The organism is Mucilaginibacter sp. P4_D1, assembly GCF_056401935.1.
On record NZ_JBFUIJ010000017.1, the window covers coordinates 23,114 to 48,677 of the forward strand.

Consider the following 25,564-nt stretch of genomic DNA (forward strand, 5'->3'; position numbering starts at 1 on the left):
GAATATTTACTTATAATATTATTATAAGTGTATTGGTAATTCTCACTTTCGGTGTTCTTAACGGCGCTTATGCGCAGCAGCAAATACCGAAGATAAGGACCGATACGACCCGGAAAAGTGTACCGCTTGACTTAGCCCAACCCAAAAATGTTAGGGTCAGGGAAGGTATTTTTAGTTCCGATCCTCCGGGGCTTGTGCGTACGGTTGAATATGATGCGGCCACAAACCGCTATATTTTGTACGAACGGGTGGGCGATTTGCTATACCGGCCGCCGCAATACCTCACCTTTGCCGAGTATTTAAAACTTACAGATAAATCAAAACAGCGCAATTACTATAAGCAGCTGGCAGATAATTATGCCTACGATTCGCAGCAGCCAGGCTTTATTCCTGTTATAAAAGTAAGGAGCCGCACGTTTGAGCAAATTTTTGGTAGCCAGAACATTGATATCCGCCCACAGGGATCGGCAGAAATGATATTGGCCGGGCAGGTTAATAAAAACGAAAACCCATTATTTAATACCAGGCAACGGAGCCAGTTTAATTTTAATTTCGACCAAAAGATTCAGCTTAATGTTACTGGTAATATTGGCGATAAGCTGAAGATTACCACTAACTACAATACCGATGCGCAATTCCAGTTTGAAAACCAGGTAAAGCTGGACTATACCGGCTCGCCCGACGAGATCATCCAGAAAATAGAAGCCGGTACGGTGAGTATGCCCCTGCCCACAACGCTGATAACAGGCAGCCAGGCGCTTTTCGGCGTAAAAACCAAACTGAAATTTGGAAGGTTGGATATCACCAGTATTTTATCGCAGCAGCGGTCGCAGTCAAAAACTATTACGATAACCAATGGTTCGCAGCAGGGCGAGTTCAGGCTTACACCTGCGGATTACGAGGCCAATAAGCACTTCTTTCTATCGCAGTATTTCCGCAATAACTATAACAAGGCGCTGGCCAATATCCCGATTATCAGTTCCAATATCAACATAACAAAAATTGAGGTCTGGACAACTAACCGTACCAACGTAACCACCGATTCGAGGGATATATTAGCGTTCCTTGATCTTGGCGAAAATAAACCTTACAACACATCAAGAATACAAGGCGGGGCTGGCTTTAGCGGCTTGCCGGCCGGTTTTAAGGGGCCTGGTTTTGCGCAGCAATCCAACTCGTTATTAACAAACCTGCCTGCCGATGCAAGGCAAACAAACTCAAACGCAGTAGCCAGTTATTTTCAATCAACAGGTAACACGGATAACTATGCCAAGCTCACTTACGCCCGCAAACTCACCGATAAGGAATATACGCTGCACCCGCAATTGGGCTATATCTCGCTTAATTATCCTTTAAATAACGATGAAGTTTTGGCGGTTGCTTATCAATATACCATTAATGGCGTACAATACCAGGTGGGTGAATTTAGCAGCGATGTAGCGGTTGACCCCAATACGCCTAAAGTGTTATTTGTGAAATTGCTAAAAAACGAACTGCTGAAAACCAATTTGCCATCCTGGGATTTGATGATGAAAAACATCTACTCGCTGGGCGCGTTCCAAATTGCTCCAACTAATTTTAAACTGACAGTGACCCGGTTGGACGATAAATCGGGTATCGAAAAAACGGTGATGGAGGAGGGGGCCAACCTGAAAGGTAAACTGTGGCTGCAGGTTGCAGGGCTTGATAATCTTGACCAGCAAAGCGCCAAACAGCCCGATGGGTATTTCGACTTTTTGGAAGGAGTTACTATCGACTCGCAAAACGGCCGCATTTCGTTCCCTACTATTGAACCTTTCGGCTCTGATTTGGCTGCCAAGTTTACCGCCGGCGAAACGGACCTTACCAAGCGTTACGTATATCAGCCACTGTACGATTCTACAAAAACCATAGCACAACAATATTTTCCGGCCTTAAACCGCTATGTAATTAAAGGTACTTACACCTCAACCGGCGGCTCCGAATACCAGCTGAATGCTGTGAATATTCCGCAGGGATCAGTAACGGTAACGGCTGGCCAGCTTAAATTAACCGAGGGCACAGATTATACGGTTGATTACAACTCCGGCCGGATAAGGATATTGAACCAGGCCTTGCTGTCGTCTGGCCAAACCATCAGCGTAAAGCTGGAAAACAATGAGCTGTTTGGCGTTCAGCAAAAATCATTATACGGATCGAGGTTTGATTATCATGTGAACGATAAGCTGAATTTAGGCGGTACGCTGATGCACCTTACCGAGCAACCTATTACTCAAAATGAAACAGCAGGCGAGGAATCAATCTCCAACACCATATGGGGTTTTGATGTTAACTACAGTTCGGATTCGCGCATGCTTACCCGCCTGGTTGATAAAATACCGCTGATTCACACCAAGGCGCCATCGTCGGTTACCTTTTCGGGCGAGTTTGCACAGTTATTGCCCGGCAGCCCCGGCGCGTTAAATTTTGCAGGCTCAAAAAACGGTACGTCGTACCTGGATGATTTTGAAAACAGCCAATCCATCATCGATATAAAAAGTGCCAATGCCTGGCAAATTTCGGGTACACCGCAGTTATTCCCTGAAGCCAGCCGGTTTGATGACCTAAGCTATGGTTACAACCGCGCCCGCCTGGCATTTTATAATATCGACCCTATATTTTATACCAATTCAAATAACATCGCCATATCCAGGGCCGACCTGTCTAATCATTACGCAAGGCAGGTTCTGGAGCAGGAAGTATTCCCTTATAAGCAGTCGAGCACAGGGCAGCCATTAACCCTTGCTACACTGAATATGGCGTTTTATCCAAATGTGCGCGGGCCGTATAATTATACAACTACGGGCTTTAATCCCGATGGTACATTACAAAATCCAAAAACACGCTGGGGCGGTATGTTCAGGAAGCTCGAAACCAATGATTTTGAATCGTTAAACGTATCATATATTGAGTTTTGGGTGCTCGATCCTTTTATTTACAAACCCAACTCGGCAGGTGGCGACTTGTATTTTAACTTAGGCAGCGTATCTGAAGATATATTGAAAGATGGCCGGAAAAGCCTGGAGAACAGCTTGCCCGTGAATGGTGACGTTACCCAGGTTGACGAAACCAATTGGGGCCGGGTATCCAAACTGCAACCCGTAATTAACGCCTTTGACAATAATCCCGATGCGCGCCGTTTGCAGGATGTGGGTTTGGATGGATTAAATGATGCTGACGAGCAGAAGAAATTTGCGCCGGTAGTTACCCAGGTTAAAGGGCAACTGAGCGGACAGGCCGCAACCAATTTTGCAAATGACCCATCGTCTGATGATTACCAGTACTACCAGGGATCGGCACTTGACCAGGCAAGGTTAGGTATCCTTGACCGTTATAGCAAATACAATGGTACCGATGGCAACTCCAAAACATCGCAGCAATCGCAGGCCGAACTTGGGATCCAGAATTCGGCATCAACCTCGTTGCCCGATGGCGAGGATATTAACCGGGATAATAACATGAGCCAGGAAGATTCATACTTTCAATACAAAGTATCTATCCGCCCCGGCGATATGGTTGTTGGGCAAAACAACATCAGCGATAAGGTAACCGCAAATGTTAAACTGCCCGACGGTACAACACAATCGGTAAACTGGTACCAGTTCAGGATCCCGATTACCGATTACCAAAGCAAGGTTGGTAATATTGGTGATTTTAAGGCCATTCGTTTTATGCGGATGTTCATGACCAATTTTGCCGATACCGCCATCCTCCGTTTCGCGACACTGGAACTGGTGCGCGGCGAATGGCGGGCATTTAACATCGAGAGAAATCCGCTCAATGTTATTGCCGATCCATCTATCAGCAATCCACCAGTGGATAACTCGACGCTTGATGTGCAGGCGGTAAACATCGAAGAGAATGGTAACCGTACGCCCATCCCTTACGTGGTGCCACCAGGCATTCAGCGCCAGCGTAATTACAACAACCTGCAAACAAATACTAAGCTGAACGAGCAATCGCTGTCATTAAATGTAAAAAGCCTTCGGGATGGCTATTCAAGGGCGGCTTTCAGGACGTTTTATAATGATTTGCGCAAATACAAACGCGTACAAATGTTTGTGCACGCTGAAGGCGAGCTATTGAAAGACGATGACTTGAACGCGTTTTTACGCCTTGGCGTTGATTACCAGGATAACTATTACGAGTACGAAGTGCCTTTAAAAATTACGCAGCCGGGCACCAGTAGCCCTGATGCTATATGGCCCGACGCCAACGCCATTGACCTGGAGCTTGGTTTGCTTACCCGTGCAAAACTTGCCCGTAACCACAGCAATGTATCCTTTAACCAGGTATTTAAATATACCGAAGGCACCCAAACTGTTTATATAAAAGGCCAGCCCGACTTAAGCCGCCTGCGTACAATTATGATTGGTGTACGTAACCCTTTAAAAGGCAGCCAGGCAACGGGCACAGATGATGGGCTTGATAAAACAGGCACGGTTTGGTTTGATGAACTGCGCTTAACGGACTTTGACCAGCGCGGTGGTTGGGCAGCTACAGCGAGGCTGGATACTAAGCTGGCCGATTTTGCCGACGTTACCGTATCGGGCAGCAAAACCAGTATAGGCTTTGGTACGCTGGATTCACGGCTGAACGACAGGAGCCAAAGCGATAACCAGGTTTATGATATATCGGCCACTGCCGAGTTAGGAAAGTTTTTTCCGGCTAAAAGCGGGATAAGCATACCGGCCTACATCAATGTATCGTCGCAAACAAGCTTGCCTCAGTATGATCCGGGGGCGCCGGATATAGAATTGAAGCAATCACTTGCCGCAGCCACAAGTACCAAAGAGCGCGATTCGATAAGGAACGCGGCGGTTGATTACACATTCAGAAAAAGCTTCAATTTTACCAACGTACATAAAACAAAGCTCGACCCTACCGCCAAAAATCATGTTTGGGATATCGAGAACCTGAGCGCCAGCTATGCCTTTACACAGTTTACCCATCATGATTTTACAACCCAAAGTGATTTAGAAAAAACTTATCACTTTACCTTTGCCTATAATTATACCAACGCGCCCAAATACTATAACCCATTTGCAAAAATCATTAAAAGTAATTTGCTGGCGCTGGCGCGCGATATCAACTTTAGCATATTACCATCAAGGCTAAATTTCAGTATTAATTTTGATCGGTTTTACTCTGAAAACACCTTGCGGGATAACGACCCTAATAATTTTATCCCCATACCAACAACTACCTTTAATAAATACTTTAACATTACCAGGGTGTACGGTATAGGCTGGAATTTGTCGAAATCCTTATCATTAGATATTGATGCCACCAACCTTTCGGTTGTTGATGAACCAGCCGGGCGTGTTAATGGTTTAAAGCGCGATACCCTTTGGGATAACCTGAAAAAGCTGGGCCGTACCACTAACTACAACCACACTATCAATATCAACTATACCCTGCCTATCAACAAAATTCCGGGGCTGGACTGGACATCGGTAACCACCCGTTACAGCACCCACTTTAACTGGCAAACCCAGCCGTTGTTTGCCATTAATGACCCTTCGTATGATGTGGGTAACAGCATCAGCAACCTGCGCGAAATCCAGGTGAACCCGACTTTTAACATGGTATCGTTATATAACAAGTTCCCTTTTATACGCAAGGCCGGTAACCCTAATTCGCCGGGTGGCATTAGCAAGGTGTTAATTGGCCTGCTTACCAGTGTTAAAAATGTAAGCGCTACTTACTCGCGCAAGCAGGGCATCTATTTACCGGGCTACCTGCCCCAATCAGGTATTTTTGGCCAAAACTCTGATTACAACGCACCGGGCATTGGCTTTTTATTGGGCAGCCAAACCGATATCCGTGCCAGGGCGGTGGCCAATGGATGGATATCTACAGATACCCTGCAAAACCAATTATATACAAAATCGCTTAACGAGGATATGCACTTCAGGGCTGTTCTTGAACCAATTCCTGGCCTTAAAATTGACCTCATCGCCTTTAAAACGCAGGATAATAACTACCAATCTAACTTTAAATACCTGGCTGCAACCAATAGTATAGAATCGTTAAGCCCGGTTACCACGGGTAATTATAGTGTCTCTTATTTAACTATAGGCACGGCGTTCAAAAAAACTACCGGTATTAATAATACATCGCCGCTGTTTCAGCAAATGCTTGCCAACCGTTCCATTATATCGCAAAGGCTTGCCGCGCAAAACCCTAATTCAACGCAATTGGTAGATTCTGTTGGGCTTAGAGATGGTTACGGCCAAAACTCACAAAACGTGCTGGTGCCAGCATTTTTGGCTGCCTATACAGGTAAAAAAGCAGCGAAGGCCAGTACATCTCAGTTTCCTAAAATACCTATCCCCAACTGGGATGTCAGGTACAGCGGCCTGGCCAAAATTCCGTTCTTCGCCGATATTTTCGACTCATTCGATCTGAGCCACGGTTACCGGTCGTCATATAACGTAAACGGTTTTACCACCTTGCTGCAATACCAGGAAGCCGCCGGCGCCAGCAGCGCGCGCGATTTAAATAACGACTTTTTACCGCTTTACCAGTTTTCGCAGGTTACCATTTTTGAGCAGTTTGTGCCTTTACTGGGAGCAAGCGCCAGGTTTAAAAACAGCATGACCGCCAACGTGGAGTTCAGGCAGAGTCGTACCCTTAGCCTAAGCCTGCTTAACAGCCAGTTGGCGCAGCAAAATGAAAAGATCATGGTTTTTGGCTTTGGCTATCACACCAAAAACTTTCATTTCCCGTTTGGCCTGTTCCCCGGTGGCAGCCCGAAGGATGTAAACTTTAAGCTTGATTTCTCGCTGCGCGATAATAAAACCCTTATTTACCGTGCCGATGTAGCAGCCGCCGAAATATCATCAGGCGCACAAAATATTACCGTGAGGCCATCAATTGACTATGTGATAAACCAGCGTTTTAACCTCAACCTGTTTTACGATTCAAACATTACCCGCCCGTACACCTCGCAAACATTTAATACCGCCTTTACCAATTTCGGCATCAACCTGAAATTGTTGCTCCAATAAAATTGGAGCCGATTTGAAAATTTGAGAATTTGAAGATTTGAAAATGCATAGTAAGTCCCGTTAATTTTCAAATTCTCAAATCTTCAAATTCTCAAATTAATGTGAATCCATTTCCTTCGCTGCATTTCTTTCAGCTTTATGCTGTTTGCGTTCGGCTTTCCTCACTAATCTTTCCTGCTTGTTTTTTTTGTGTTCGGTTAAGCGTCCCATCGCGGCCTGCTGCGATTTTTCATCCAGGCCGGCACATTCTTTTATGCCCTGTAACAATGTGCGCCAAACGGTCTTAAAAAATGGCGAGTCCTTTGGCCGTAAATAATTAACATCAGAAAAACGGGGCGCCTTGCCAATAGCATCAGGGTTGTTCCGTTTTATCACAAACAGGTTGGCAAATATGGATATCAGCTGCTGCTTTTTTAAACGGTTGTTGGCTGTGTCGGCTTCCAGGATTGATACCTTTAAATCGTTGTATAATAAAGATATCCGCCCCTTAAAGGCCTTGCGGTTGGCATGGATATCAAAATTAAATTGTTTGATATTGCCCGATGTTATCTTGAGCATCGCCAGCGGTACAGTGGCCTGGTTGAGTTTGTTGGCAACCATCGGGCTTAGGGAACCTTTATAGTTGAATGAGCCATCAGCATCGGTTAAATTAAACAGAAATTGAACATCCAATCGCCCGCGGTTCATGAAGTAGCTGCTGAGGCGTACATCGGTGATGTTATTTTTAACTATGGAGGCCTTGTTTGTGGTTACGTTATGAAACTCACCTTCCGTGTTGTCGAATTCAACCGATCCGGTCTTTTTTGTCTCGGCATTATATTCGGAGTAGGATACATTGATGTGTTTTAACCGGATGGTATCTATAGTCAGGTCGGCATCGGTATTGCGTACCAGCACATTAGGGAAGGTGGATACTTTGTCTTCCGGTACCTGCTTAGCCTTATTGGGGTTGCCAAATACCTTTAATGCGCCATTGGCAAGTTCAAGACTTGATGCCTGTACGCGCCGGTATTTATGATAATTCAAAAAATCGAAGTCGTTAAGTTGTATTGAATCTATGCCCAGCGTAAAGCTATCGCTTTGACTTTTGTTAAAAAACAGGTCATTTTTTGCGGCTTGCAATTGCAGTCCCCTGATATTGAGCCGCGCGTACATGGTTGATAGCTTAAGGTATTTTATTTTATAATCATATAGCCCGTTATCTGTTTTGCCGCTATAATTATTTAGCTCGGTAACAATATCCTTACAATATAAAAGCCGCGATTTGTCAGTCTGCGTTGCCGAGTCAATGAGCAGGTCGGTAGCGCTCAGGTTCATTTCTTTAAGGGTTGATATAACTACCTTATGGCCCGAGTAATCCTCGTACTTGAACTTTACGTCGTTAAAATAAATATGGCCGACACTTATGGAGTGCAGGCTTTTTGAAATTTTTTGCCAGGCTGTGCGATGATCTTTTAAAACGGTATCCTGCGTATGGTTAAGCGCATAGCTAACGTTCAGTTCGGGCTCGTTCAAAATTATTTCATTTATTTTTAGCCGTTGCCTGAAATAATAGCTGAATGGGTGTATGTGTTTTAAAATGAGCTTTTTTACATGCAGGGTTACCAGGTTGTTGGGTGCCAGGTGCTGCTTCTTTTTTCGGTTATACAGCGCGGTATCGGGGATAAGGCTAATATCGTATATGGTAACTTTTCCTTCCAGTAAATGCAACTCAGCCTTAGTAAAATCAGCCCGGTAAAGGCTGTCGCTGCCGGTTAAAACAGCGTCGCGCACCTGCGTGGCCAAAATAGGGGCCAGGTAATGGTTAAGGATAAGGGCAATAATAAATACTATAAGTACCGGTACCAACACAAAACTAAATGCTATTTTTTGCCACTTATGCCTTAAAAATTTAAGCTTCATTTAAAGATATCCGTTTACTTTATGGTGTTACTGGTACTGTTATACGTATAGAATCAGAAATATAACAATAAAATTTCGATTTTGTTAAATACTGACAATATGTCATCCGTGTATTTAAATTTTGTGTATTTTTGCAAACTAATTTTTAATTGAATGATGGATTTGGTTCTTCCGGATAAGGTACATGATGAGAGCAGGCAAGGCGAGGCTTTAGTTTTAGAGCAGCCGGTGACGGGTAAAAATAACGGCCGTAAACTTTATATTGAAAGTTATGGCTGTGCAATGAATTTTAGCGATAGCGAAATTGTTGCATCCATATTGTCTGAACAGGGCTTTGAAACCACCGGCGATCATAATTTAGCCGATGTTATATTTATAAATACTTGTTCTATCCGCGAGAATGCCGAAACCCGTGTGCGTAATCGCTTGAAGGAGTTTGCCATTACCAAGGTTAAAAACCCTGGCCTGGTGGTAGGTGTGTTGGGCTGTATGGCCGAACGCCTGAAATCGAAATTTTTAGAAGAAGAAAAACTGGTTGACGTAGTTGTTGGCCCTGATGCATACCGCGACCTGCCTAACCTGATAGACCAGGTTGATAGCGGCCAAAAAGCCGTAAACGTATTGCTATCCCGCGAGGAAACTTATGCGGACATAAGCCCGGTACGTTTAAACAGCAACGGTATTAACGCCTTTGTATCTATTATGCGTGGCTGCGATAACATGTGTTCGTTTTGCGTGGTACCGTTTACCCGTGGCCGTGAACGCAGTCGCGACCCGCAATCAATAGTAGCCGAATGCACCGATCTGTTTGAAAAAGGATACCGCGAGGTTACTTTGTTGGGGCAGAATGTGGATTCGTATAAGTGGAAAACGCCTCACCCTGCCCTCTCCAAGGGAGAGGGTTCTGATGAGCAGGATGGACGAGATGCTAAGCAAGTCCTCTCCTTTGGAGAGGATTTAGGTGAGGCTCCCGTTACCAATTTTGCTAACCTTTTGGAAATGGTGGCGCTCATTAATCCCGATTTGCGCGTGCGCTTTTCTACGTCGCACCCGAAGGATATTACCGATGAGGTTTTATATACTATTGCCAAATACAATAATATTTGCAACTATATACACCTGCCGGTACAATCGGGTAATACCCGCATCCTTGATTTGATGAACCGGACTTACGACCGCGATTGGTATATCAACAGGATTGACGCTATCCGCAGGATAATTGGCGATTGCGCAATTTCTACAGATGTAATAACCGGCTTTTGTACCGAAACCGACGAGGAACACGCCGAAACTGTAAGTATGATGGATTACGTGAAATACGATTTTGCCTACATGTTTAAATACAGCGAACGCCCCGGAACATTGGCCGCGAAACGCTATGCTGATGATATCCCCGAGGAAGTAAAGCAAAAACGATTAACCGAGATAGTAGCAAAACAGCAGGAGTACTCATACTACCGTGCACAGGCACGCGTTGGCAAAACAGAAAAAGTGCTGATTGAAGGTTTCTCCAAAAAATCAAAAAATGATTATTGTGGCCGCAGCGATCAAAACGCCATGGTGATTTTCCCTGTAGCCGACAACTACAAGCCCGGCCAATACGTGAACGTTTTGATTGAAAGGACTACTACGGCTACGTTGATAGGGAAGGTTGTATAGAGTCAAGAATCAAGAGTCAAGAATCAAGACCGAAGCGCATATGCGGCATAATTTTAAGAATTTGAAAATATGGCTAAAGGCAATGGATTTGACAGATATGGTTTTTGAATTTAGCAGGGAGTTACCCGCTAATGAAAGATATAATTTAATTGATCAGATAAACAGGAGTTGTTGTTCCATCCCCTCGAATATAGCCGAGGGATCTGGAAAAAATACCGATAAACATTTTGCCGAATTTTTGTCGATAGCAATTTCATCTTCATTTGAATTGGAAACACAATTATTAATATGTGAGCGTAGAAAATATGGGTCGGTAGGTAAACTAAAGGAATGTATAGATTTAGTTTCTGAAGTTCAAAGGATGTTATTTTCGTTCAGAGAGTATATCTTAAAAACGGAAGTTAAAAGTCTTAATTCTTGACTCTTGATTCTTGACTCTTTTTCAAACATGGAAATACAAGAAATAAAACAACGCTTCGGTATCATTGGCAATTCGCCATTGCTTAACCGGGCCATAAATATAGCCAACCAGGTGGCGCCTACAGATATTTCGGTACTGATTACCGGCGAAAGCGGGAGCGGTAAAGAAGTGTTTTCGCACATTATACACCAGATGAGTCCGCGTAAGCATGGGCCTTTCATCGCGGTGAACTGTGGGGCTATACCTGAAGGAACTATCGATTCGGAATTGTTTGGTCACGAAAAAGGCTCCTATACCGGTGCTGTTGGCGAACGTAAGGGTTACTTTGAAACCGTAAACGGAGGTACTATATTTTTGGATGAAATTGCCGAGATGCCTTTAGGTACCCAGGCCCGTTTGCTCAGGGTGCTGGAATCTGGCCAGTACATTAAAGTAGGCTCATCAAAGGTAGAGAAAACCAACGTGCGCGTTATAGCCGCTACCAATGTTGATGTTTACGATGCTGTAAAAAGCGGTAAGTTCAGGGAAGATCTTTACTATCGTTTAAATACGGTGCCTTTAAAAATCCCGCCCTTGCGAGACAGGAAAGAGGATGTTTACCTGCTGTTCAGAAAATTCACATCAGATTTTACCGATAAATACCGTACACCGCCGATTCAATTAGATGAAGAGGCACAGCAAGTGCTGATAAACTACAGCTGGCCGGGTAATGTGCGTCAGCTTAAAAATATGGCCGAGCAGTTAGCTGTATTGGAGCGGGACCGTATTATTACAGGGCCAACCTTGTTAACGTATATCCCGCAGGAGGCTAACGGCCGCAATTTACCTATGCGTGTAGGTAACCCGGGTAAAGAAGATTTTTCGGAACGCGATATATTGTACAAAGTACTGTTTGATATGAAACGTGATATGGTTGAACTGAAAAAGCTGGTGGCCGATATTATTGAACACGGCGGCGTATCAACCAATTACGCCAATCACTCACAAACGATTAACCAGTTGTACCGCGATATTGAAATTCCGGGCGGCCCCGAGGGACAATTTACTTTGCAGCAACCCGTTAATACAAATAATAATAGCAACAATATTGGCGGTAACGATGCGTATAACATAACCCACGAAGCCGAGGAGGTAGAAGAATCGCTATCGCTGATTGAAAAAGAATCAGACCTGATCCGTAAGGCTTTAAAGAAACATAAAGGGAAACGCAAACTGGCTGCCAACGAGCTGGGCATATCCGAGCGTACATTGTACAGAAAAATAAAAGAGTTAAATTTATAGGTTGATGAAAAGAATAATCGGTTCTGTAATTATAGTTTTAAGTTTAGGTTTGCTTTCATCATGTTATACACTCCGTAATGAAGCTATTCCACCCGGTTTGAAAACACTGAACATCCAGTTTTTTGAAAATAACGCACCGCTGGTGGTAAACAACTTAAGCCAAACATTTACCGAGGCTTTAAAAGAACGTGTACGTACCCAAAGCCGGTTGAGCCTGGTACGTGGCGAGGCCGATGCAACCCTGTCCGGAAGTATTGTTGGTTATACCATCGCTCCTGTGTCTATAGAGGCTACCTCAACTAATACTGCGCCTATTGCCGGTGCAAACAGGTTAAGCATAACCGTAAAGGTGAAATTTGTTTATGATAAGGACAAAAAGATTAACTTTGATGAAAGTATGACGAGGTTTGCCGATTATAAAGGTGACATAGGATCGCAGGAACAAAACCTGATCCAGAATATTACCAAGCAATTAACCGAAGATATTTATAACAAGGCCTTTTCTAATTGGTAGGCATTTCGTACTTTCAACCACGTGGATCAATATTTAAATAACAGGCAAAACGAGATATTATGGGAGTTGTTGGCCAATCCGGCCGATAATGGCCAGTTGCATAATTATGATTTGCAGCAGTTGGTTGATGAGTTTCCGCAAAGTGGCATATTAAGGGCCATGCTTGCCCACGCAGGTAACGGAACCGACTTAAAACACGCCGCTGTTTACTTTAATCCCCGGTTGCTGCACAAACTTATTAATGATCCTGAGAGCCTGCCTGTAGTTTCGGCCGGGCAAATTGCCGGTTTAAAAAACGGTGCTGCACCCGTTTATGCACCGCCCGCCGCTGAAAGCGAAAACTATTTTAATATAGGTACCGCCACCGAAATAACTGAGGAGCCGCAAGGCATCAACGAACCGGGAAATCAATTTGGGACATTGGTTGGGGAACCAGAGCCTGAATCTGTAATAAAAGATGAGGCCAATGCTATAACCGAGGTGGTGGAAGAGCCGGCTGTTGAAGAGTTATCTTTGGAAAATGATAAAACAGGGGGTGAAGCAGCGGTGACTGTTGAAGAAACTGCACCATCCGTTGTACAGCCAGAGATAGCTGAAGGCAAAAACGAAGAAGATATTGAAGACGAGATTTTTGACGAAATTGTAGGTATCGAAGATATCAGCTTTAGCGGCAACGCGTCGGACATCAAAGAGCAAGCTGTTGAAGAGATAGAAGCCGCGGAAGAAACGCCGGTCGCTGCTGATAAATTAACCGCTGCCGAGTCTAAAAGCAAGTCGGCCGATATTAATTTTGAAACAGAAAAATGGATCATTGGCAGTATTGCTGCTACCGATTATTTTATGTTTGATAATTCGATTGCCGATCAAAAAGGTGTCGGCAAGCCTGTACCTGTTGAAGCTGAGGAACTTCCGGTACTGGCCAAAACCGAAGATATTGCCCAGGAAGCCGAAACGGTATCAAAGTATCATGATGAAAAGATGCCTTATTCTTTCATGTGGTGGCTTGATAAAACACGTAAAGAGTACGCGTCAACCTATCAGCCATATTTGCCGCCGATACAACAGCCGGTACCGCAGGGGATAACTAACGAAGAAAAAAAGGAACATGCTGCTGATGAATTGCAGCAGCAATATTTTGAAAATATATTTCATGATAAATCGCTTCTTGACCTTGAAAATGCCCCCATTCCAGATGCTCCCGAGATAAAGCGCAAAGAAGATATCATTATTGAAAAGTTTATTAAAGAAGAGCCACAAATAAGACCGCCATCAATAAACAAGATAGATAATGAGAATAAAGCCAAAAAAAGTTCGGAAGATAAAAACGAGCTGGTAAGCGAAACCCTGGCACAGATATATGCCGACCAGATGCTATATCACAAAGCGATTGCTACTTATAAAAAATTGATGTTGAAATTCCCGGAAAAAAGCCGTTACTTTGCCCACCAAATTGAACAATTAGAAAAGAAAACGAATTAATATAAATAAAGAAATGTACATTTTAATTATCCTTACTGTTATTGTATGTGCTCTGTTAGGGCTAATCGTATTGATCCAAAACCCTAAAGGCGGCGGTTTGTCATCTAATTTTTCAAGTTCATCGCAGCTGATGGGCGTTCAAAAAACAGGCGACTTTTTAGAAAAAGGCACCTGGGTATTGGCAATTACCGTAATGGTATTGGCATTAGCCATTAACGTGGTAGCCAAAGGTGGTTCGGCAAGTACTGCAAATCCTTTGCAAAACCAAATTGATAAAGCTTCAAAACCTTCATCAACCGCACCTGTATCGCAGCCGTTGAATATTCCTGCAGCGCAAACTCCCAATAAAACGAAATAAGCTTACACTTAATAAATAGTAAAAAAACGGCTTTGGATTGTTCCAAAGCCGTTTTTTTGTGGCCTGCTTAACTGACACGATGGCACGGGCAGGTTAAAATACTGTTAAGGGTAAAAAGTAAAAAAACGTTTTTGCTGCCATTACAACAGTTATGTATGTCAATATTTGCCATTGCCCGGCCTTGGCATAATTGATGAGGATTTGGTGGTTGAAAAACTTAAATAAACAAACAGTTATAACTATGTCATTAAACATTAAACCAATCGGCGACAGAGTGGTTGTAGAGGCTGCAGCAGCCGAAGAGAAAACCGCCTCGGGAATCATTATCCCTGATACCGCTAAAGAAAAACCTCAGCGTGGAACTATCGTTGCAGTAGGTAACGGTAAAGTAGATGAGCCTTTAACAGTAAAAGTTGGTGACCAGGTTTTATATGGTAAATATGCCGGTACCGAAATTACTTACGAAGGAAAAGAGTATTTAATTATGCGCGAATCTGACGTATACGCGGTACTGTAACTAATTATTGAATTATTGAAGGATTGATTTATTGAATTATCCGGCACAAACAATAATTCTTCAACTCACAATCAAAAGTTAAAACGAAAATAGTTATTGGATGCTGAAAAAAAGATTAGGCGATCAGCCAGATCAATAATTCAGTAATTCAATAATTCAAAACTAAAATCATGGCAAAACAAGTTAAATACAATGTTGAAGCACGCGACGCCTTAAAACGCGGTGTTGATATTTTAGCTAATGCGGTTAAAGTAACATTAGGCCCTAAAGGCAGAAACGTAATTATTGATAAAAAATTCGGCTCACCATCAATCACTAAAGATGGTGTTACTGTTGCTAAAGAAATCGAACTGAAAGATGCTTTAGAAAACATGGGTGCCCAAATGGTTAAAGAAGTTGCATCAAAAACTGCTGATATTGCAGGTGATGGTACTACTACTGCTACCGTTTTAGCACAAGCTATTGTTACCGCAGGTATTAAAAACGTAGCTGCAGGTGCAAACCCAATGGATTTAAAACGTGGTATTGATAAAGCTGTTGCAGCTGTTGTTGAGGATTTAAAAGCTCAATCGCAAACTGTAGGCGAAGACAATAACAAAATCAAACAAGTTGCTGCAATTTCTGCAAATAACGACGAGATCATCGGTTCGTTAATTGCGGAAGCTATGGCTAAAGTTGGTAAAGATGGTGTTATCACTGTTGAAGAAGCAAAAGGAACTGAAACTGAAGTTAAAACTGTAGAAGGTATGCAGTTTGACCGCGGTTACCTTTCTCCGTACTTTGTTACCAATGCTGATAAAATGGAAGTTGAATTAGAAAATCCTTACATCCTGATCTACGATAAAAAGATCTCTTCGATGAAAGAATTACTTCCTATCCTTGAAAAACAAGTACAAACAGGCAAACCATTATTAATTATTGCCGAAGATCTTGATGGCGAAGCATTGGCTACTTTGGTAGTTAACAAAATTCGTGGTTCACTGAAAGTTGCTGCTGTTAAAGCACCAGGCTTTGGCGATCGCAGGAAAGCTATGTTAGAGGACATCGCTATCCTTACTGGTGGTACTTTGATCTCTGAAGAAAGAGGTTACAAATTAGAAAATGCTGACCTTACTTACTTAGGTACTGCCGAGAAAATCATTATCGACAAGGATAACACAACCATCATTAATGGTGCTGGTTCTGCCGATGAGATCAAAGGTCGTGTTGGCCAAATCAAATCTCAAATCGAATCAACTACATCTGATTACGACCGCGAAAAATTACAGGAGCGTTTAGCCAAATTATCTGGTGGTGTTGCTGTACTTTACGTAGGTGCTGCTACAGAAGTTGAAATGAAAGAGAAAAAAGACCGTGTTGACGATGCTTTACACGCAACACGTGCTGCTGTTGAAGAAGGTATTGTTGCTGGTGGTGGCGTTGCCTTCATCCGCGCGGTAGCTGCTTTAGCTGATCTTAAAGGCGATAACGAAGATGAGAACACTGGTATCCAGATCATCCGTCGCGCTATCGAAGAGCCTTTACGTCAGATTTGCCAGAACGCTGGTATCGAAGGTTCAATCGTGGTACAAAAAGTTAAAGAAGGAACAGGTGATTTTGGTTACAATGCACGTACTGATAAATACGAAAACCTGATTGCAGCGGGCGTTATCGATCCAACTAAAGTTGGTCGTGTAGCTTTAGAGAACGCAGCTTCTATCGCAGCTATGTTGTTAACAACAGAAGTTGTATTGGCTGATGATCCTGAAGATGCTCCAGCCGGCCCACCAATGGGTGGCGGCGGCATGGGCGGCATGATGTAATAGCCCCCCGGCCCCCTGAAGGGGGTGTCTGAAAATATATACTATTTGAAACCCTGTATGCTTTTGTATACAGGGTTTCTGCTTTTTAAAGATCGCTTACGGTCATTTGAACGTAAACGGATGGTCATTAATTAATCATTTGATTAGTTTTTAAAATTATCTTAATAGCGAACCTGTATTTTTGCGTAACAATCCTGAAAGTTAGTTTCTTAGGCACAGGATTTGAATAGCGTAGGATGATATGAAAAATATAACACAAAAATCAAAACAAATACACAGCGCCATCGTAGATTGGTTGTTGTTTAAAGGCCCCGAATTATTTATAACCATTTACGGTAAGTAATTAATTTTTACTTTTGCCTCCATATATGGAGTTAAAAGATTTTTACATTGATACGCACAAATGGATAGTAGATAATTGGGTGCGTTACTCGTTCGGGTTAATAGTACTAATTGTCGGTCTTTGGTTCATCAAATTTTTAAGGTCGCGGCTACGCAACCGGATGCTTCAAAGGCAGGTACACTCATCGTTACAGCCTTTTCTTCTTAGTCTTACAATTACCAGTCTTTATATATTACTTATCATTTCGGTAATTAATATTTTTGGCTTCCAGCTTACTATTTTCACTACAATAATTGGCGCGTTTAGTGTTGCCGCTGGTTTGGCCCTTTCAGGTACATTTCAAAATTTTGCAGGCGGGGTGCTCATTTTGCTGTTAAAGCCCTTTGAGGTTGACGATAGCATAATAGCCCAGGGACAGGATGGTAAAGTAGTATCTATCCAGATTTTTTACACCGTTTTAATTACTGCCGATAACAAGCAGGTAATTATTCCTAACGGGAAGCTTTTTAACGAAGTGATTGTAAACGTAACCCGCGAGGGTAAACGCCGGTTGGATTTTGAGATTAAGATTGCTTATGCCAATGACCTGGATAAAGTAAAGGCTATCATTAATGAAGCAATTAGCTTAAACCACGACCTGCTTACAGAGCCGGCCGCGAGAGTAGGCATCATCAGTATGGAGATAGATTCGGTACGCATAACCATAAATGTATGGGTAGAGCCAGCCAACTTTTTAACCGCCAAAATAGCCCTGCAGGAAAAGATATTTAAAGATTTTAGTGCTAATGGGGTTGCGTTTCCAAAGGCGGGATAAGAATAAGAGTCAAGATTTAAGACTTTTTTGTAAAGCATCGGTTTTAAACATGGCTGTGCAGGGGGCGATCAGCCAGACAGGAAAACGATTATGGTCTGATTGGTTGTAATGCTGCTTTTGTTGACGCAATCTCGCCTTGAAACCACAATCTGCCTGTAACCAGCATTCCTTTATGTATTTTATCCGTTTTTATATTATCGTTAGATACATACGCATTTATGATCAGATGCTTTCCTGGTATTTGGTTGTGTGCAAATTTTACAGCCATCACACAACCTATTGATAGAGAGTCAACAGCTGTTCCTTTTATTTCGAGAATTACGCCTTCAAATGAAAAATAGCTTTTGTTGCTAAAAGTCTCACTTGGCTTAAAACCTTTGGGTTGCTGGTCGATATCATTGTTGTTTCTGCCAGATTTATAAAGCGCTAATACAAAGGCCGAAAGCTGTACTTCAATCATACTTTGACTTTGGTAGCTTTGTTTATTAACCGCGTAATCTGTGGCAAAAAAGCATAACGGCGTATCTTTGTCCAGGCTGCCATCAATCTCAGCTTCTATAACAGGATGGCCATTGTTCCACTCTATAATTTGTTTGGGATAAAAATTGTATTTGATATCTGTTTGTAAATATGGATAAATAGCTTCTCGTTGGTCATTGATAGTTACTACCCGCAAAAAAGGATTATTTGCATTACCACCCCACCTGGCAAAAGTTGACTGCCTTATGGCCACATCTTCATTAAGTATAATGGGTGCACTCTTTAAAGCCTGGTTAGCAGCTGCATATAGCAGGTTTCTTCCATTTAGGTGATAGTATCGCTTATCATTTATTAAAGCACAAAAATGAAATGAGTGATCTTCTCCCGGCTCGAAAACTATGTCCACCAAGGGTTTTGCGATTGGTCGCGGACTTTGGGCTAATTGCTCATATATTTCAAAGGAGGTTAATGTTGGCCTGCTACGGGTTTCATTAAACCACTTTTCATAGTTACGTTGTGCCCGGTCTAAAACCACGTCGAGGTGATCTTCATGCAGGCCCATGTTAATTAATATGGTTTTAACTTCATCTTCTTTTTTTCCATCATTTATCATGGCATTGGTGGCAATATCAATGTATTGCAAAATACTTGTTGCCCGCCTGGTATATAAAGAAGGATCTAATTGGCGTTCGGGTTGGTGTTTTTGAGCCTGCTTGGCGGCAAATTCTACCCCATGAATAAGCAATTTGATTAATTCAAATATCGCCATAACCTTAAATCTTTTGCTTAGCCTTCAACTCCAGGTACTTGTTTATGGTATTAATCGTAAGGTTTTGAGGTGCACTCAATATAGATTGGATACCATATTTGGCCAGCTCTTTTACAATCAGTTTTTTGTCATAAGCAAACTTTTCTGCTATGGTTTTTATATAGATGCCTTCCAGGTCGGTTGCCTGTTTTTCGCTTAGGGTTTTAAGTTCTGTGTTTTCAAAAAAGACAACCAGCAGCAGGTGAAATTTGGCTATTCGTTTCAGATAGGGTAACTGCCGGTTAAGGGCGTTCATGCTTTCGTAATTGGTAAAAAATACCACCAGGCTGCGTTGCTTTATTACCGTGCGTATGGTGCTGTATAATAACTCCATATTGGTTTCCAGGTAGCGGGTACGCTCCTTATACAAAACCTCCAGTATCTTATTCAATTGCGACGATTTTCTATCAGCAGGAATAACAGCGCCAATTTTCTCAGATGCAGTAATTAAGCCGGCTTTGTCCTCCTTTATGAGCGCAACACTTGAGAGTACCAGGCTGGCGTTTATAGCATAATCCAACAGGCTTAAGCCTTCAAAAGGCATTTTCATTGCCCTCGATTTATCTATTACGCAATACACATGCTGCGATTTTTCATCGGTATAGGAGTTAACCATCAGGTTGCCTTGCCTGGCAGTGGCTTTCCAGTTAATGGTGCGGTAATCATCACCGGCAACATAATTTTTTACCTGTTCAAACTCCAGGCTGTGGCCAATACGGCGTATTTTTTTGATGCCGATATCTGTGAGTCGGTTGGAGATAGCCATTAACTCATATTTACGCATCTGGAGAAAGGACGGGTATACCGGCAATGTCTCGGCCTGCTGAAAAGTGTAACGCCGCCTGATGAGCCCTAATGGCGATTTGGCGTAAACCCGGATATCGCCAAATTCGTACTCGCCGCGTTTGGTGGGCCGCAAACTATAGCTTATCAGTTTGCGCTCATGTGGTTTTAACGTTGTTTTAAACCAGATATCGCGTTTTTGAAACTGAAAGGGAATCTCGTCGATAATACCGATGCTAACATTAAACGGGTACCAGTTTTCAACATACACACCCAGTTCGTTTTCGTCGCTGTTGCTTAATCTTTCGGGGGCATGGCGCTTGGCAAACACGCCTTTGGCGGTTTTATAAAGCATAAGCACATCAATCAAAAACAGCAATACCAACGCCCAGAAAACCAATGCCGGTATAACACCAAGCCAGGGAAAAAAGAATGATAGTACAAAAACTATTACGCTTACTCCCAAGCCGGTAAACAGGCGGTTGGTCAAAAAAAGATCTTTATAAAACAGGCCGTAAATGTTTTTCACAAAAAATGGGTTATCGTGGTACCTCTATTTTTTGAATAATTTGCCCAATTACATCGTCGGGGCTCAAGCCTTCCATTTCCTTATCTGGCGTAAGCATTACCCGGTGCCTTAATACAGGCGCTGCAACGTAAATAATATCATCAGGCGTAACAAAATCGCGCCCTTTAATAGCTGCCAGTGCCTTAGCCGCGCTAATCATAGCCAGCGAAGCCCGTGGCGAACCACCCAGGTATAATGATTTATGGTTGCGGGTTTCAAAAACAATTTTAGCTGTAAATTCCAACAGCTTGCGCTCAACATGCAAAGCCCGTACCTGTTGCCTTAAAGATATAATTTCGCCAGCCGATAATACAGGAGTAATATTGTTTAACTGATCTGTGTTTTTTTGCTGATGCTGTTGGGTAATTATAGCTATTTCCTCTTCCAGCGACGGGTATTTAATTTCTATTTTAAATAAAAACCTATCCAGTTGTGCTTCGGGCAGGCGGTAGGTACCTTCCTGCTCAACCGGGTTTTGGGTAGCTAATACAGTAAAGGGTTCCTGCATTTTATAGGTGTGCCCGTCAATTGTAACCTGCTTTTCTTCCATCACCTCAAACAAAGCCGATTGTGTTTTTGCAGGTGCGCGGTTAATTTCATCTATCAGGATGATATTGCCAAATATAGGACCCTGCTTAAATTCAAACTCTGTTGATTTAGGGTTGAATACAGAAGTACCTAATATATCTGATGGCATCAAATCCGGGGTAAACTGAATGCGGGAGTATTTGGCGTCAATTGCTTTTGAAATAAGTTTGGCGGTAAGCGTTTTGGCCACACCGGGTACTCCTTCAATCAAAATATGCCCATCGGCCAGTATACCGGCTATCAGCAAGTCGATAGACACGGTTTGCCCCACAATAATTTTACCCAGTGTAGCTTTTATCTGGTCAACAGCCAGGCTTAACCTGCTCATATCAGTTCGTTGTTCAAAAAAATCATTTTCCATTGTGTCCGGTTTGGCTGTAAAATTTCTCTATAAGTTTATTTAATCTGATTAATTCATGATCGGTAACGTGGTGTTGCGCACCTATAAAAATTACCGAATGCACCAGGTCGGTAATAAATTCGATGGCTACACCCGTTTTTTTTGATAAAGTATCTATAAATTCGTTATCAAGTTTGTTGGTTTTAAGGCGGTAATAGTCTCTGAAATGCTCCAACAAATAAATTACCTTTTTATGGGCAATGTTGGCATTGTCGCGTTTTTCGTAATAAACCTGCCCCACAACAGTTACAAACTCCAGGGTAGAATTTTGTAAGGGCTCTACTACCGGTATAACCCGCTGGCGGCGTTTCATTTCGTAAAAAATGAAAACTAAAATACCGCAAAGGCTTAAATAGTATGCCCATTGCAAAGCTGGGTTAGCAAAAAACACCCTTAATGGCGAAAGATCTTCAGGTATATCGCCATTTTGAAATTGGTCCCAATACAAATGGTCGGCAGCAGGCATGTAGGAGAAAGCCTTTTCGACAAAATCGTTCCCTTGCCTGGTTAAAAGGCTGTAGTTAGTAAATAAGTCGGGTGTAGCGCATAAATACAGGTGCCCCTTGCCAAAACTGTAACTCATAAAAGTACAGTGATTAGCATAGTTTTGTGCCAAAACGGTTGCTTTGGCGGTATCAAGGCTGCTAAAATATTGGTTTGCAATATCACGATTGAACAGGTAGCTACTTTGAGCCCGTAATTTGCCGTTAACAAAATTAAAGGATACGTTATGTTTAGCATACTCGGCCTGTGACTCAATTTTTAGCGAATCGGCAAGGTAGCCACTCCAGTTAAATGCCGACATAAACACCGAGTTGCCTGCTTTAACGTACTTCATCATTTCGTCAAAATCAAATTTATTGAGTTTTATGCTTTTGGCTATAATGATGTAATTACCCTGCTGCAGGCTATCGTTGTGGAAAACGTTGTAAATGGATTTGTTGGTATTGGCAATTTCGGCGTCAGGAAAAAGCTTTTCAAGCTGGTTATGCAAAATATAAGTACCAAACGGAATTTTATCATTCTTGGCAAGTGTTGATTGCCAGTTAATAGCGTTGGGTTTATTGTATTGCGCAACAAGGTATACTATAAGCAGGATACTGGCAATTGAAATGTAGATTTTAAAATCCTTCATGATATCTCCTTTTTAAAATCTGTAAATAATGTACTGATGTTTTTAAAAACGGAGGCATCAATGCCAAATTCGCCATACCAAATATATTCAAACTGCAGGGTTAGGGTTTTAAATACCTGGCGCTGATTGGGGTTGGTTAATTCATTAATGTAGGCATTGTTTGTTTTATCTATCTGCCATTTAATAAGGTCGGCATCGCTAAGCTGTTTCAGGCATTTTAAATACAGCAGCCTTACAGCCAGGCGGTAATTATGCTGCGCGATAGCCCGCTCCAGTTCGTCGTCAAAATTGATGTCGTGGATGTTTTCCAATGATTCCTGGTAGGGTAAATTTGCCCCCATTGATTTGCGCCTGAAAACATGTAGTAAATCAATACCAGCCAGCTTGAGAACCAGGAAAACCACAGCCGCCAGCCCTGCGCCTATGAAAAGATACTGCAGTACATATAACAGCACCTGGAAAAACGGGTTCACTTTATTATCCGAAATTTTTGCTGGTTTAAACAGGTTTTTAAGCCAGGTCCAAAACCAATGCCAAAAGCGGGTCCACCATGAAGGGTCTTTTTGTATTTCTTCATCGTATTTAAACTCGGGGAGTTTGCTGAAGGCTTTAATAGCTGTGCTATCCAGGTGGCGCACATTTACCTGTTGGGTGTCCAGCTTCAGTACCAAAGGTTTAGTGCTCTTTTTAATAGGAACAACACCTTTAACTGAATGAACGGGAACAGCGAATGAAAAAAATATAAAGCAGAGCAGGCGCAGCATATTAATATTCTTCAAGCGGTAAATCATTGTCGGGCGTTATGGTGCCCACTTGGTTTATCCTGTTTAATAGGCTGGTGCCATCTTTACTTTCGGTTAAATTGAAATAGCAAAGGCAAAGGCTAACTATAGGGATGATGATGAATACCTGGCACACTTGCTGAAGTGCCGCTCCAATTACAGCGGCAACAATAGAAAAATGGGCACCTCCCTTAACATGTGTTACTAAACTGACAGCATTAACTATGGTAACCGGAATAACTATAATGGCGCGGCATACTGAAAATATTATCCAGGTAACTATCAATGCGCCAAAAGTTGCCCACCAGTTTTCCTTTATCAAAACAAAGCTGCGGTTAAAAGCGTAGCCAAAACTGGTGTTTTCCATGATCATAATGGGGGCCACTAATGCCAGGATAGGCGACATGTATATACCAGGGATCAAACAAAATACAAAACCAACCACCAGCAGGAGGTTGATCAATATTGAGCTGCCCAATATTTTCAGAAAATAAAATTTGATATAACCCCACATCTCTTCGGCTGCAGGCACCTGGTTGCCCTTTTCTTTATACAAAGCCATATAGCAAAAAACAGTAACTATTATGGCCGTAATACTTAATAGGGTAAACACCATAGTTAATACAAACTCGGTTCCCAAAAAATTAAAAAAGGATGGCGCGTACTGGTTAGTATAGGCCCCGCTGGAAAGGTTATTAAAATTAGTGGTCATTTTTAGCTGCATCAGGCAAGCGCTAATGGTTGCTGCTACTATAAAAATACCGCAAAACGTGAAAAAGTATTTAAGCAGGGGTTTTAGGTTTTGCTTAATAAAAAGAAATGTGTCGCTTATTATTTCGCCAAAATCGCGGGTTTTAGCTAATTCAATTTTTGGTTGCATTGTGGTTTAGGGTTTTATAAATTTTATTAGGGTATATAATTACATACCAAATGATAAACAATAATGACGATGTTAAAATGGTAACGCTAAGCCAAAGGGGCATTTCGGTATGGCGGGTTACAAAACCTTCAAAAAAGGCGGCCACAATTAAAATTGGTACTATGCCAATAGCTACTTTCATGCCATCTTTAGCCCCTCTTTTTAAGGATACCATGCGGGTATACGTTTTAGGGAACAAAAGACTGTTGCCTAAAATAATGCCTGCAGCACCGGCTATCATGATAGCCGAAATTTCCAAAGTGCCGTGTATCCACACCACCAGGATTGATTTTAAGCCCAATCCCTTGCTGAAAAAATAATATTGAAACGATCCCAGCATCAGCCCGTTACGGAACAGAAAGTATATTGATCCGACAGAAAATATAACACCACTTACAAAAGTAACCAGCGATACATAGATGTTGTTGGCTGCTATCGCCAGAAACATCAGGGTTTCGCCGCCTTGTTTGTATACACCAAACGGATCGCCTTTGGCAATGTTGGCATTGGTCATATCTACATATCCATCGCCCAGGATAAGGCGCACAAAGTTTTCATCATATTTTGCCGATAAGGCACCTATAGAACAAAAAATGATGAAAAATATAAATGAGTACAACAGCGGCCTTTGGTAGGTTTTAAACAAAATGGGCAATTCGTATTTCCAAAAGGTTAAGAAACGGTTGCTTTTTTCGCTTTTGTTTTTGTAGATGGATTGGTGTAAACCAGCTGCCAGCCCGTTAAGGTAAGCTGTGGTTTTTGATTTTGGGTAAAATGTTTTGGCGTAAGCAAGGTCGTCGGTTATTTGGATAAACCTTTCGGCAAGCTCATCAGGATCGTCTGTTGGCGATTGTTCAAAGCTGCTCCATTTGGCAGCGTTTTGTTTTACAAAAAGAGGTTCGCGCATCAGTTATCCAACATTGAAATATTTTGTTAAAATAATTACAAATGCGATATATAACAACTAAAAAAAACATAAT

At 42.3% G+C, this 25,564-nt stretch carries 18 protein-coding genes; 10 read left to right on the forward strand and 8 right to left on the reverse strand.

Features of this window, described 5'->3' with window-relative positions; genetic code table 11:
• Window positions 1-2 precede the first annotated feature (2 nt).
• Window positions 3-7,031 carry a T9SS outer membrane translocon Sov/SprA gene (gene sov, locus AC1DV1_RS16200; protein WP_477361198.1) on the forward strand — a complete coding sequence of 2,343 codons (7,029 nt, stop codon included), beginning with the start codon at window positions 3-5 and terminating at the stop codon, window positions 7,029-7,031.
• A gap of 96 nt (window positions 7,032-7,127) precedes the next feature.
• Here sov and AC1DV1_RS16205 read toward each other — a convergent pair whose 3' ends face one another.
• Window positions 7,128-8,933, reverse strand: coding sequence for a hypothetical protein (locus AC1DV1_RS16205; RefSeq protein WP_477360994.1), 1,806 nt, complete (start codon window positions 8,931-8,933; stop codon window positions 7,128-7,130).
• Between the two features lie 153 nt (window positions 8,934-9,086).
• On the opposite strand from AC1DV1_RS16205, the gene AC1DV1_RS16210 reads away from it, so the two are divergent.
• From AC1DV1_RS16210 to AC1DV1_RS16250, 9 genes are all read left to right on the forward strand, one after another.
• Entirely contained in the window at window positions 9,087-10,592 is a 1,506-nt protein-coding gene (locus tag AC1DV1_RS16210) for a MiaB/RimO family radical SAM methylthiotransferase (RefSeq protein ID WP_477360996.1), read from the forward strand.
• A 40-nt stretch (window positions 10,593-10,632) separates the two neighbouring features.
• On the forward strand, window positions 10,633-11,013 hold the full coding sequence (locus tag AC1DV1_RS16215; RefSeq protein WP_477360998.1) for a four helix bundle protein: 381 nt from the start codon (window positions 10,633-10,635) through the stop codon (window positions 11,011-11,013).
• 27 nt (window positions 11,014-11,040) lie between these two features.
• On the forward strand, window positions 11,041-12,294 hold the full coding sequence (locus AC1DV1_RS16220) for a sigma-54 interaction domain-containing protein (RefSeq protein ID WP_477361000.1): 1,254 nt from the start codon (window positions 11,041-11,043) through the stop codon (window positions 12,292-12,294).
• A gap of 4 nt (window positions 12,295-12,298) precedes the next feature.
• Window positions 12,299-12,808, forward strand: coding sequence for an LPS assembly lipoprotein LptE (lptE, locus tag AC1DV1_RS16225; RefSeq protein WP_477361002.1), 510 nt, complete (start codon window positions 12,299-12,301; stop codon window positions 12,806-12,808).
• Window positions 12,809-12,829: 21 nt separating this feature from the next.
• Window positions 12,830-14,287 carry a hypothetical protein gene (locus tag AC1DV1_RS16230; RefSeq protein WP_477361004.1) on the forward strand — a complete coding sequence of 486 codons (1,458 nt, stop codon included), beginning with the start codon at window positions 12,830-12,832 and terminating at the stop codon, window positions 14,285-14,287.
• A gap of 13 nt (window positions 14,288-14,300) precedes the next feature.
• The gene (gene secG, locus AC1DV1_RS16235; protein WP_477361006.1) at window positions 14,301-14,645 is read left to right on the forward strand and encodes a preprotein translocase subunit SecG; all 345 of its coding nucleotides are present in this window, start codon (window positions 14,301-14,303) and stop codon (window positions 14,643-14,645) included.
• 241 nt (window positions 14,646-14,886) lie between these two features.
• Window positions 14,887-15,162 (forward strand): co-chaperone GroES, encoded by a 276-nt coding sequence (gene groES / locus AC1DV1_RS16240; protein ID WP_090641441.1) that lies wholly within the window; start codon window positions 14,887-14,889, stop codon window positions 15,160-15,162.
• Between the two features lie 170 nt (window positions 15,163-15,332).
• On the forward strand, window positions 15,333-16,964 hold the full coding sequence (gene groL / locus AC1DV1_RS16245) for a chaperonin GroEL (RefSeq protein ID WP_477361009.1): 1,632 nt from the start codon (window positions 15,333-15,335) through the stop codon (window positions 16,962-16,964).
• Window positions 16,965-17,332: 368 nt separating this feature from the next.
• Window positions 17,333-18,121, forward strand: coding sequence for a mechanosensitive ion channel family protein (locus AC1DV1_RS16250; RefSeq protein ID WP_477361011.1), 789 nt, complete (start codon window positions 17,333-17,335; stop codon window positions 18,119-18,121).
• An 88-nt stretch (window positions 18,122-18,209) separates the two neighbouring features.
• On the opposite strand, the gene AC1DV1_RS16255 is transcribed toward AC1DV1_RS16250, so the two are convergent.
• Genes AC1DV1_RS16255 through AC1DV1_RS16285 form a run of 7 tightly spaced genes read right to left on the reverse strand, consistent with a single transcriptional unit; the run spans window position 18,210 to window position 25,491 of the window.
• Window positions 18,210-19,370: a hypothetical protein gene (locus AC1DV1_RS16255; protein WP_477361013.1), complete on the reverse strand. Its 1,161-nt coding sequence runs from the start codon at window positions 19,368-19,370 to the stop codon at window positions 18,210-18,212.
• Between the two features lie 4 nt (window positions 19,371-19,374).
• Window positions 19,375-20,721: a DUF58 domain-containing protein gene (locus tag AC1DV1_RS16260; RefSeq protein ID WP_477361015.1), complete on the reverse strand. Its 1,347-nt coding sequence runs from the start codon at window positions 20,719-20,721 to the stop codon at window positions 19,375-19,377.
• A 10-nt stretch (window positions 20,722-20,731) separates the two neighbouring features.
• Entirely contained in the window at window positions 20,732-21,709 is a 978-nt protein-coding gene (locus tag AC1DV1_RS16265) for an AAA family ATPase (protein WP_090641457.1), read from the reverse strand.
• Window positions 21,699-22,883, reverse strand: a complete 1,185-nt coding sequence (locus tag AC1DV1_RS16270; protein ID WP_477361017.1) for a DUF4350 domain-containing protein — start codon at window positions 22,881-22,883, stop codon at window positions 21,699-21,701. The genes AC1DV1_RS16265 and AC1DV1_RS16270 overlap by 11 nt, the downstream gene beginning before the upstream one ends.
• Window positions 22,880-23,662: a hypothetical protein gene (locus AC1DV1_RS16275; protein WP_477361019.1), complete on the reverse strand. Its 783-nt coding sequence runs from the start codon at window positions 23,660-23,662 to the stop codon at window positions 22,880-22,882. Before AC1DV1_RS16275 ends, AC1DV1_RS16270 begins: the two co-directional genes overlap by 4 nt.
• Window positions 23,649-24,545, reverse strand: a complete 897-nt coding sequence (locus AC1DV1_RS16280; protein WP_477361021.1) for a hypothetical protein — start codon at window positions 24,543-24,545, stop codon at window positions 23,649-23,651. The genes AC1DV1_RS16275 and AC1DV1_RS16280 overlap by 14 nt, the downstream gene beginning before the upstream one ends.
• On the reverse strand, window positions 24,529-25,491 hold the full coding sequence (locus AC1DV1_RS16285; RefSeq protein ID WP_477361023.1) for a stage II sporulation protein M: 963 nt from the start codon (window positions 25,489-25,491) through the stop codon (window positions 24,529-24,531). Before AC1DV1_RS16285 ends, AC1DV1_RS16280 begins: the two co-directional genes overlap by 17 nt.
• Window positions 25,492-25,564 lie beyond the last annotated feature (73 nt).

Excerpts from the sequence above, each read along its gene's own strand:
- AC1DV1_RS16205 (WP_477360994.1), bottom strand. The coding sequence starts at position 8,933 with ATGAAGCTTAAATTTTTAAGGCATAAGTGGCAAAAAATAGCATTTAGT.
- AC1DV1_RS16210 (WP_477360996.1), top strand. The coding sequence starts at position 9,087 with ATGATGGATTTGGTTCTTCCGGATAAGGTACATGATGAGAGCAGGCAA.
- AC1DV1_RS16215 (WP_477360998.1), top strand. The coding sequence starts at position 10,633 with ATGCGGCATAATTTTAAGAATTTGAAAATATGGCTAAAGGCAATGGAT.
- AC1DV1_RS16220 (WP_477361000.1), top strand. The coding sequence starts at position 11,041 with ATGGAAATACAAGAAATAAAACAACGCTTCGGTATCATTGGCAATTCG.
- lptE (WP_477361002.1), top strand. The coding sequence starts at position 12,299 with ATGAAAAGAATAATCGGTTCTGTAATTATAGTTTTAAGTTTAGGTTTG.
- secG (WP_477361006.1), top strand. The coding sequence starts at position 14,301 with ATGTACATTTTAATTATCCTTACTGTTATTGTATGTGCTCTGTTAGGG.
- groES (WP_090641441.1), top strand. The coding sequence starts at position 14,887 with ATGTCATTAAACATTAAACCAATCGGCGACAGAGTGGTTGTAGAGGCT.
- groL (WP_477361009.1), top strand. The coding sequence starts at position 15,333 with ATGGCAAAACAAGTTAAATACAATGTTGAAGCACGCGACGCCTTAAAA.
- AC1DV1_RS16250 (WP_477361011.1), top strand. The coding sequence starts at position 17,333 with ATGGAGTTAAAAGATTTTTACATTGATACGCACAAATGGATAGTAGAT.
- AC1DV1_RS16255 (WP_477361013.1), bottom strand. The coding sequence starts at position 19,370 with ATGGCGATATTTGAATTAATCAAATTGCTTATTCATGGGGTAGAATTT.
- AC1DV1_RS16265 (WP_090641457.1), bottom strand. The coding sequence starts at position 21,709 with ATGGAAAATGATTTTTTTGAACAACGAACTGATATGAGCAGGTTAAGC.
- AC1DV1_RS16270 (WP_477361017.1), bottom strand. The coding sequence starts at position 22,883 with ATGAAGGATTTTAAAATCTACATTTCAATTGCCAGTATCCTGCTTATA.
- AC1DV1_RS16280 (WP_477361021.1), bottom strand. The coding sequence starts at position 24,545 with ATGCAACCAAAAATTGAATTAGCTAAAACCCGCGATTTTGGCGAAATA.
- AC1DV1_RS16285 (WP_477361023.1), bottom strand. The coding sequence starts at position 25,491 with ATGCGCGAACCTCTTTTTGTAAAACAAAACGCTGCCAAATGGAGCAGC.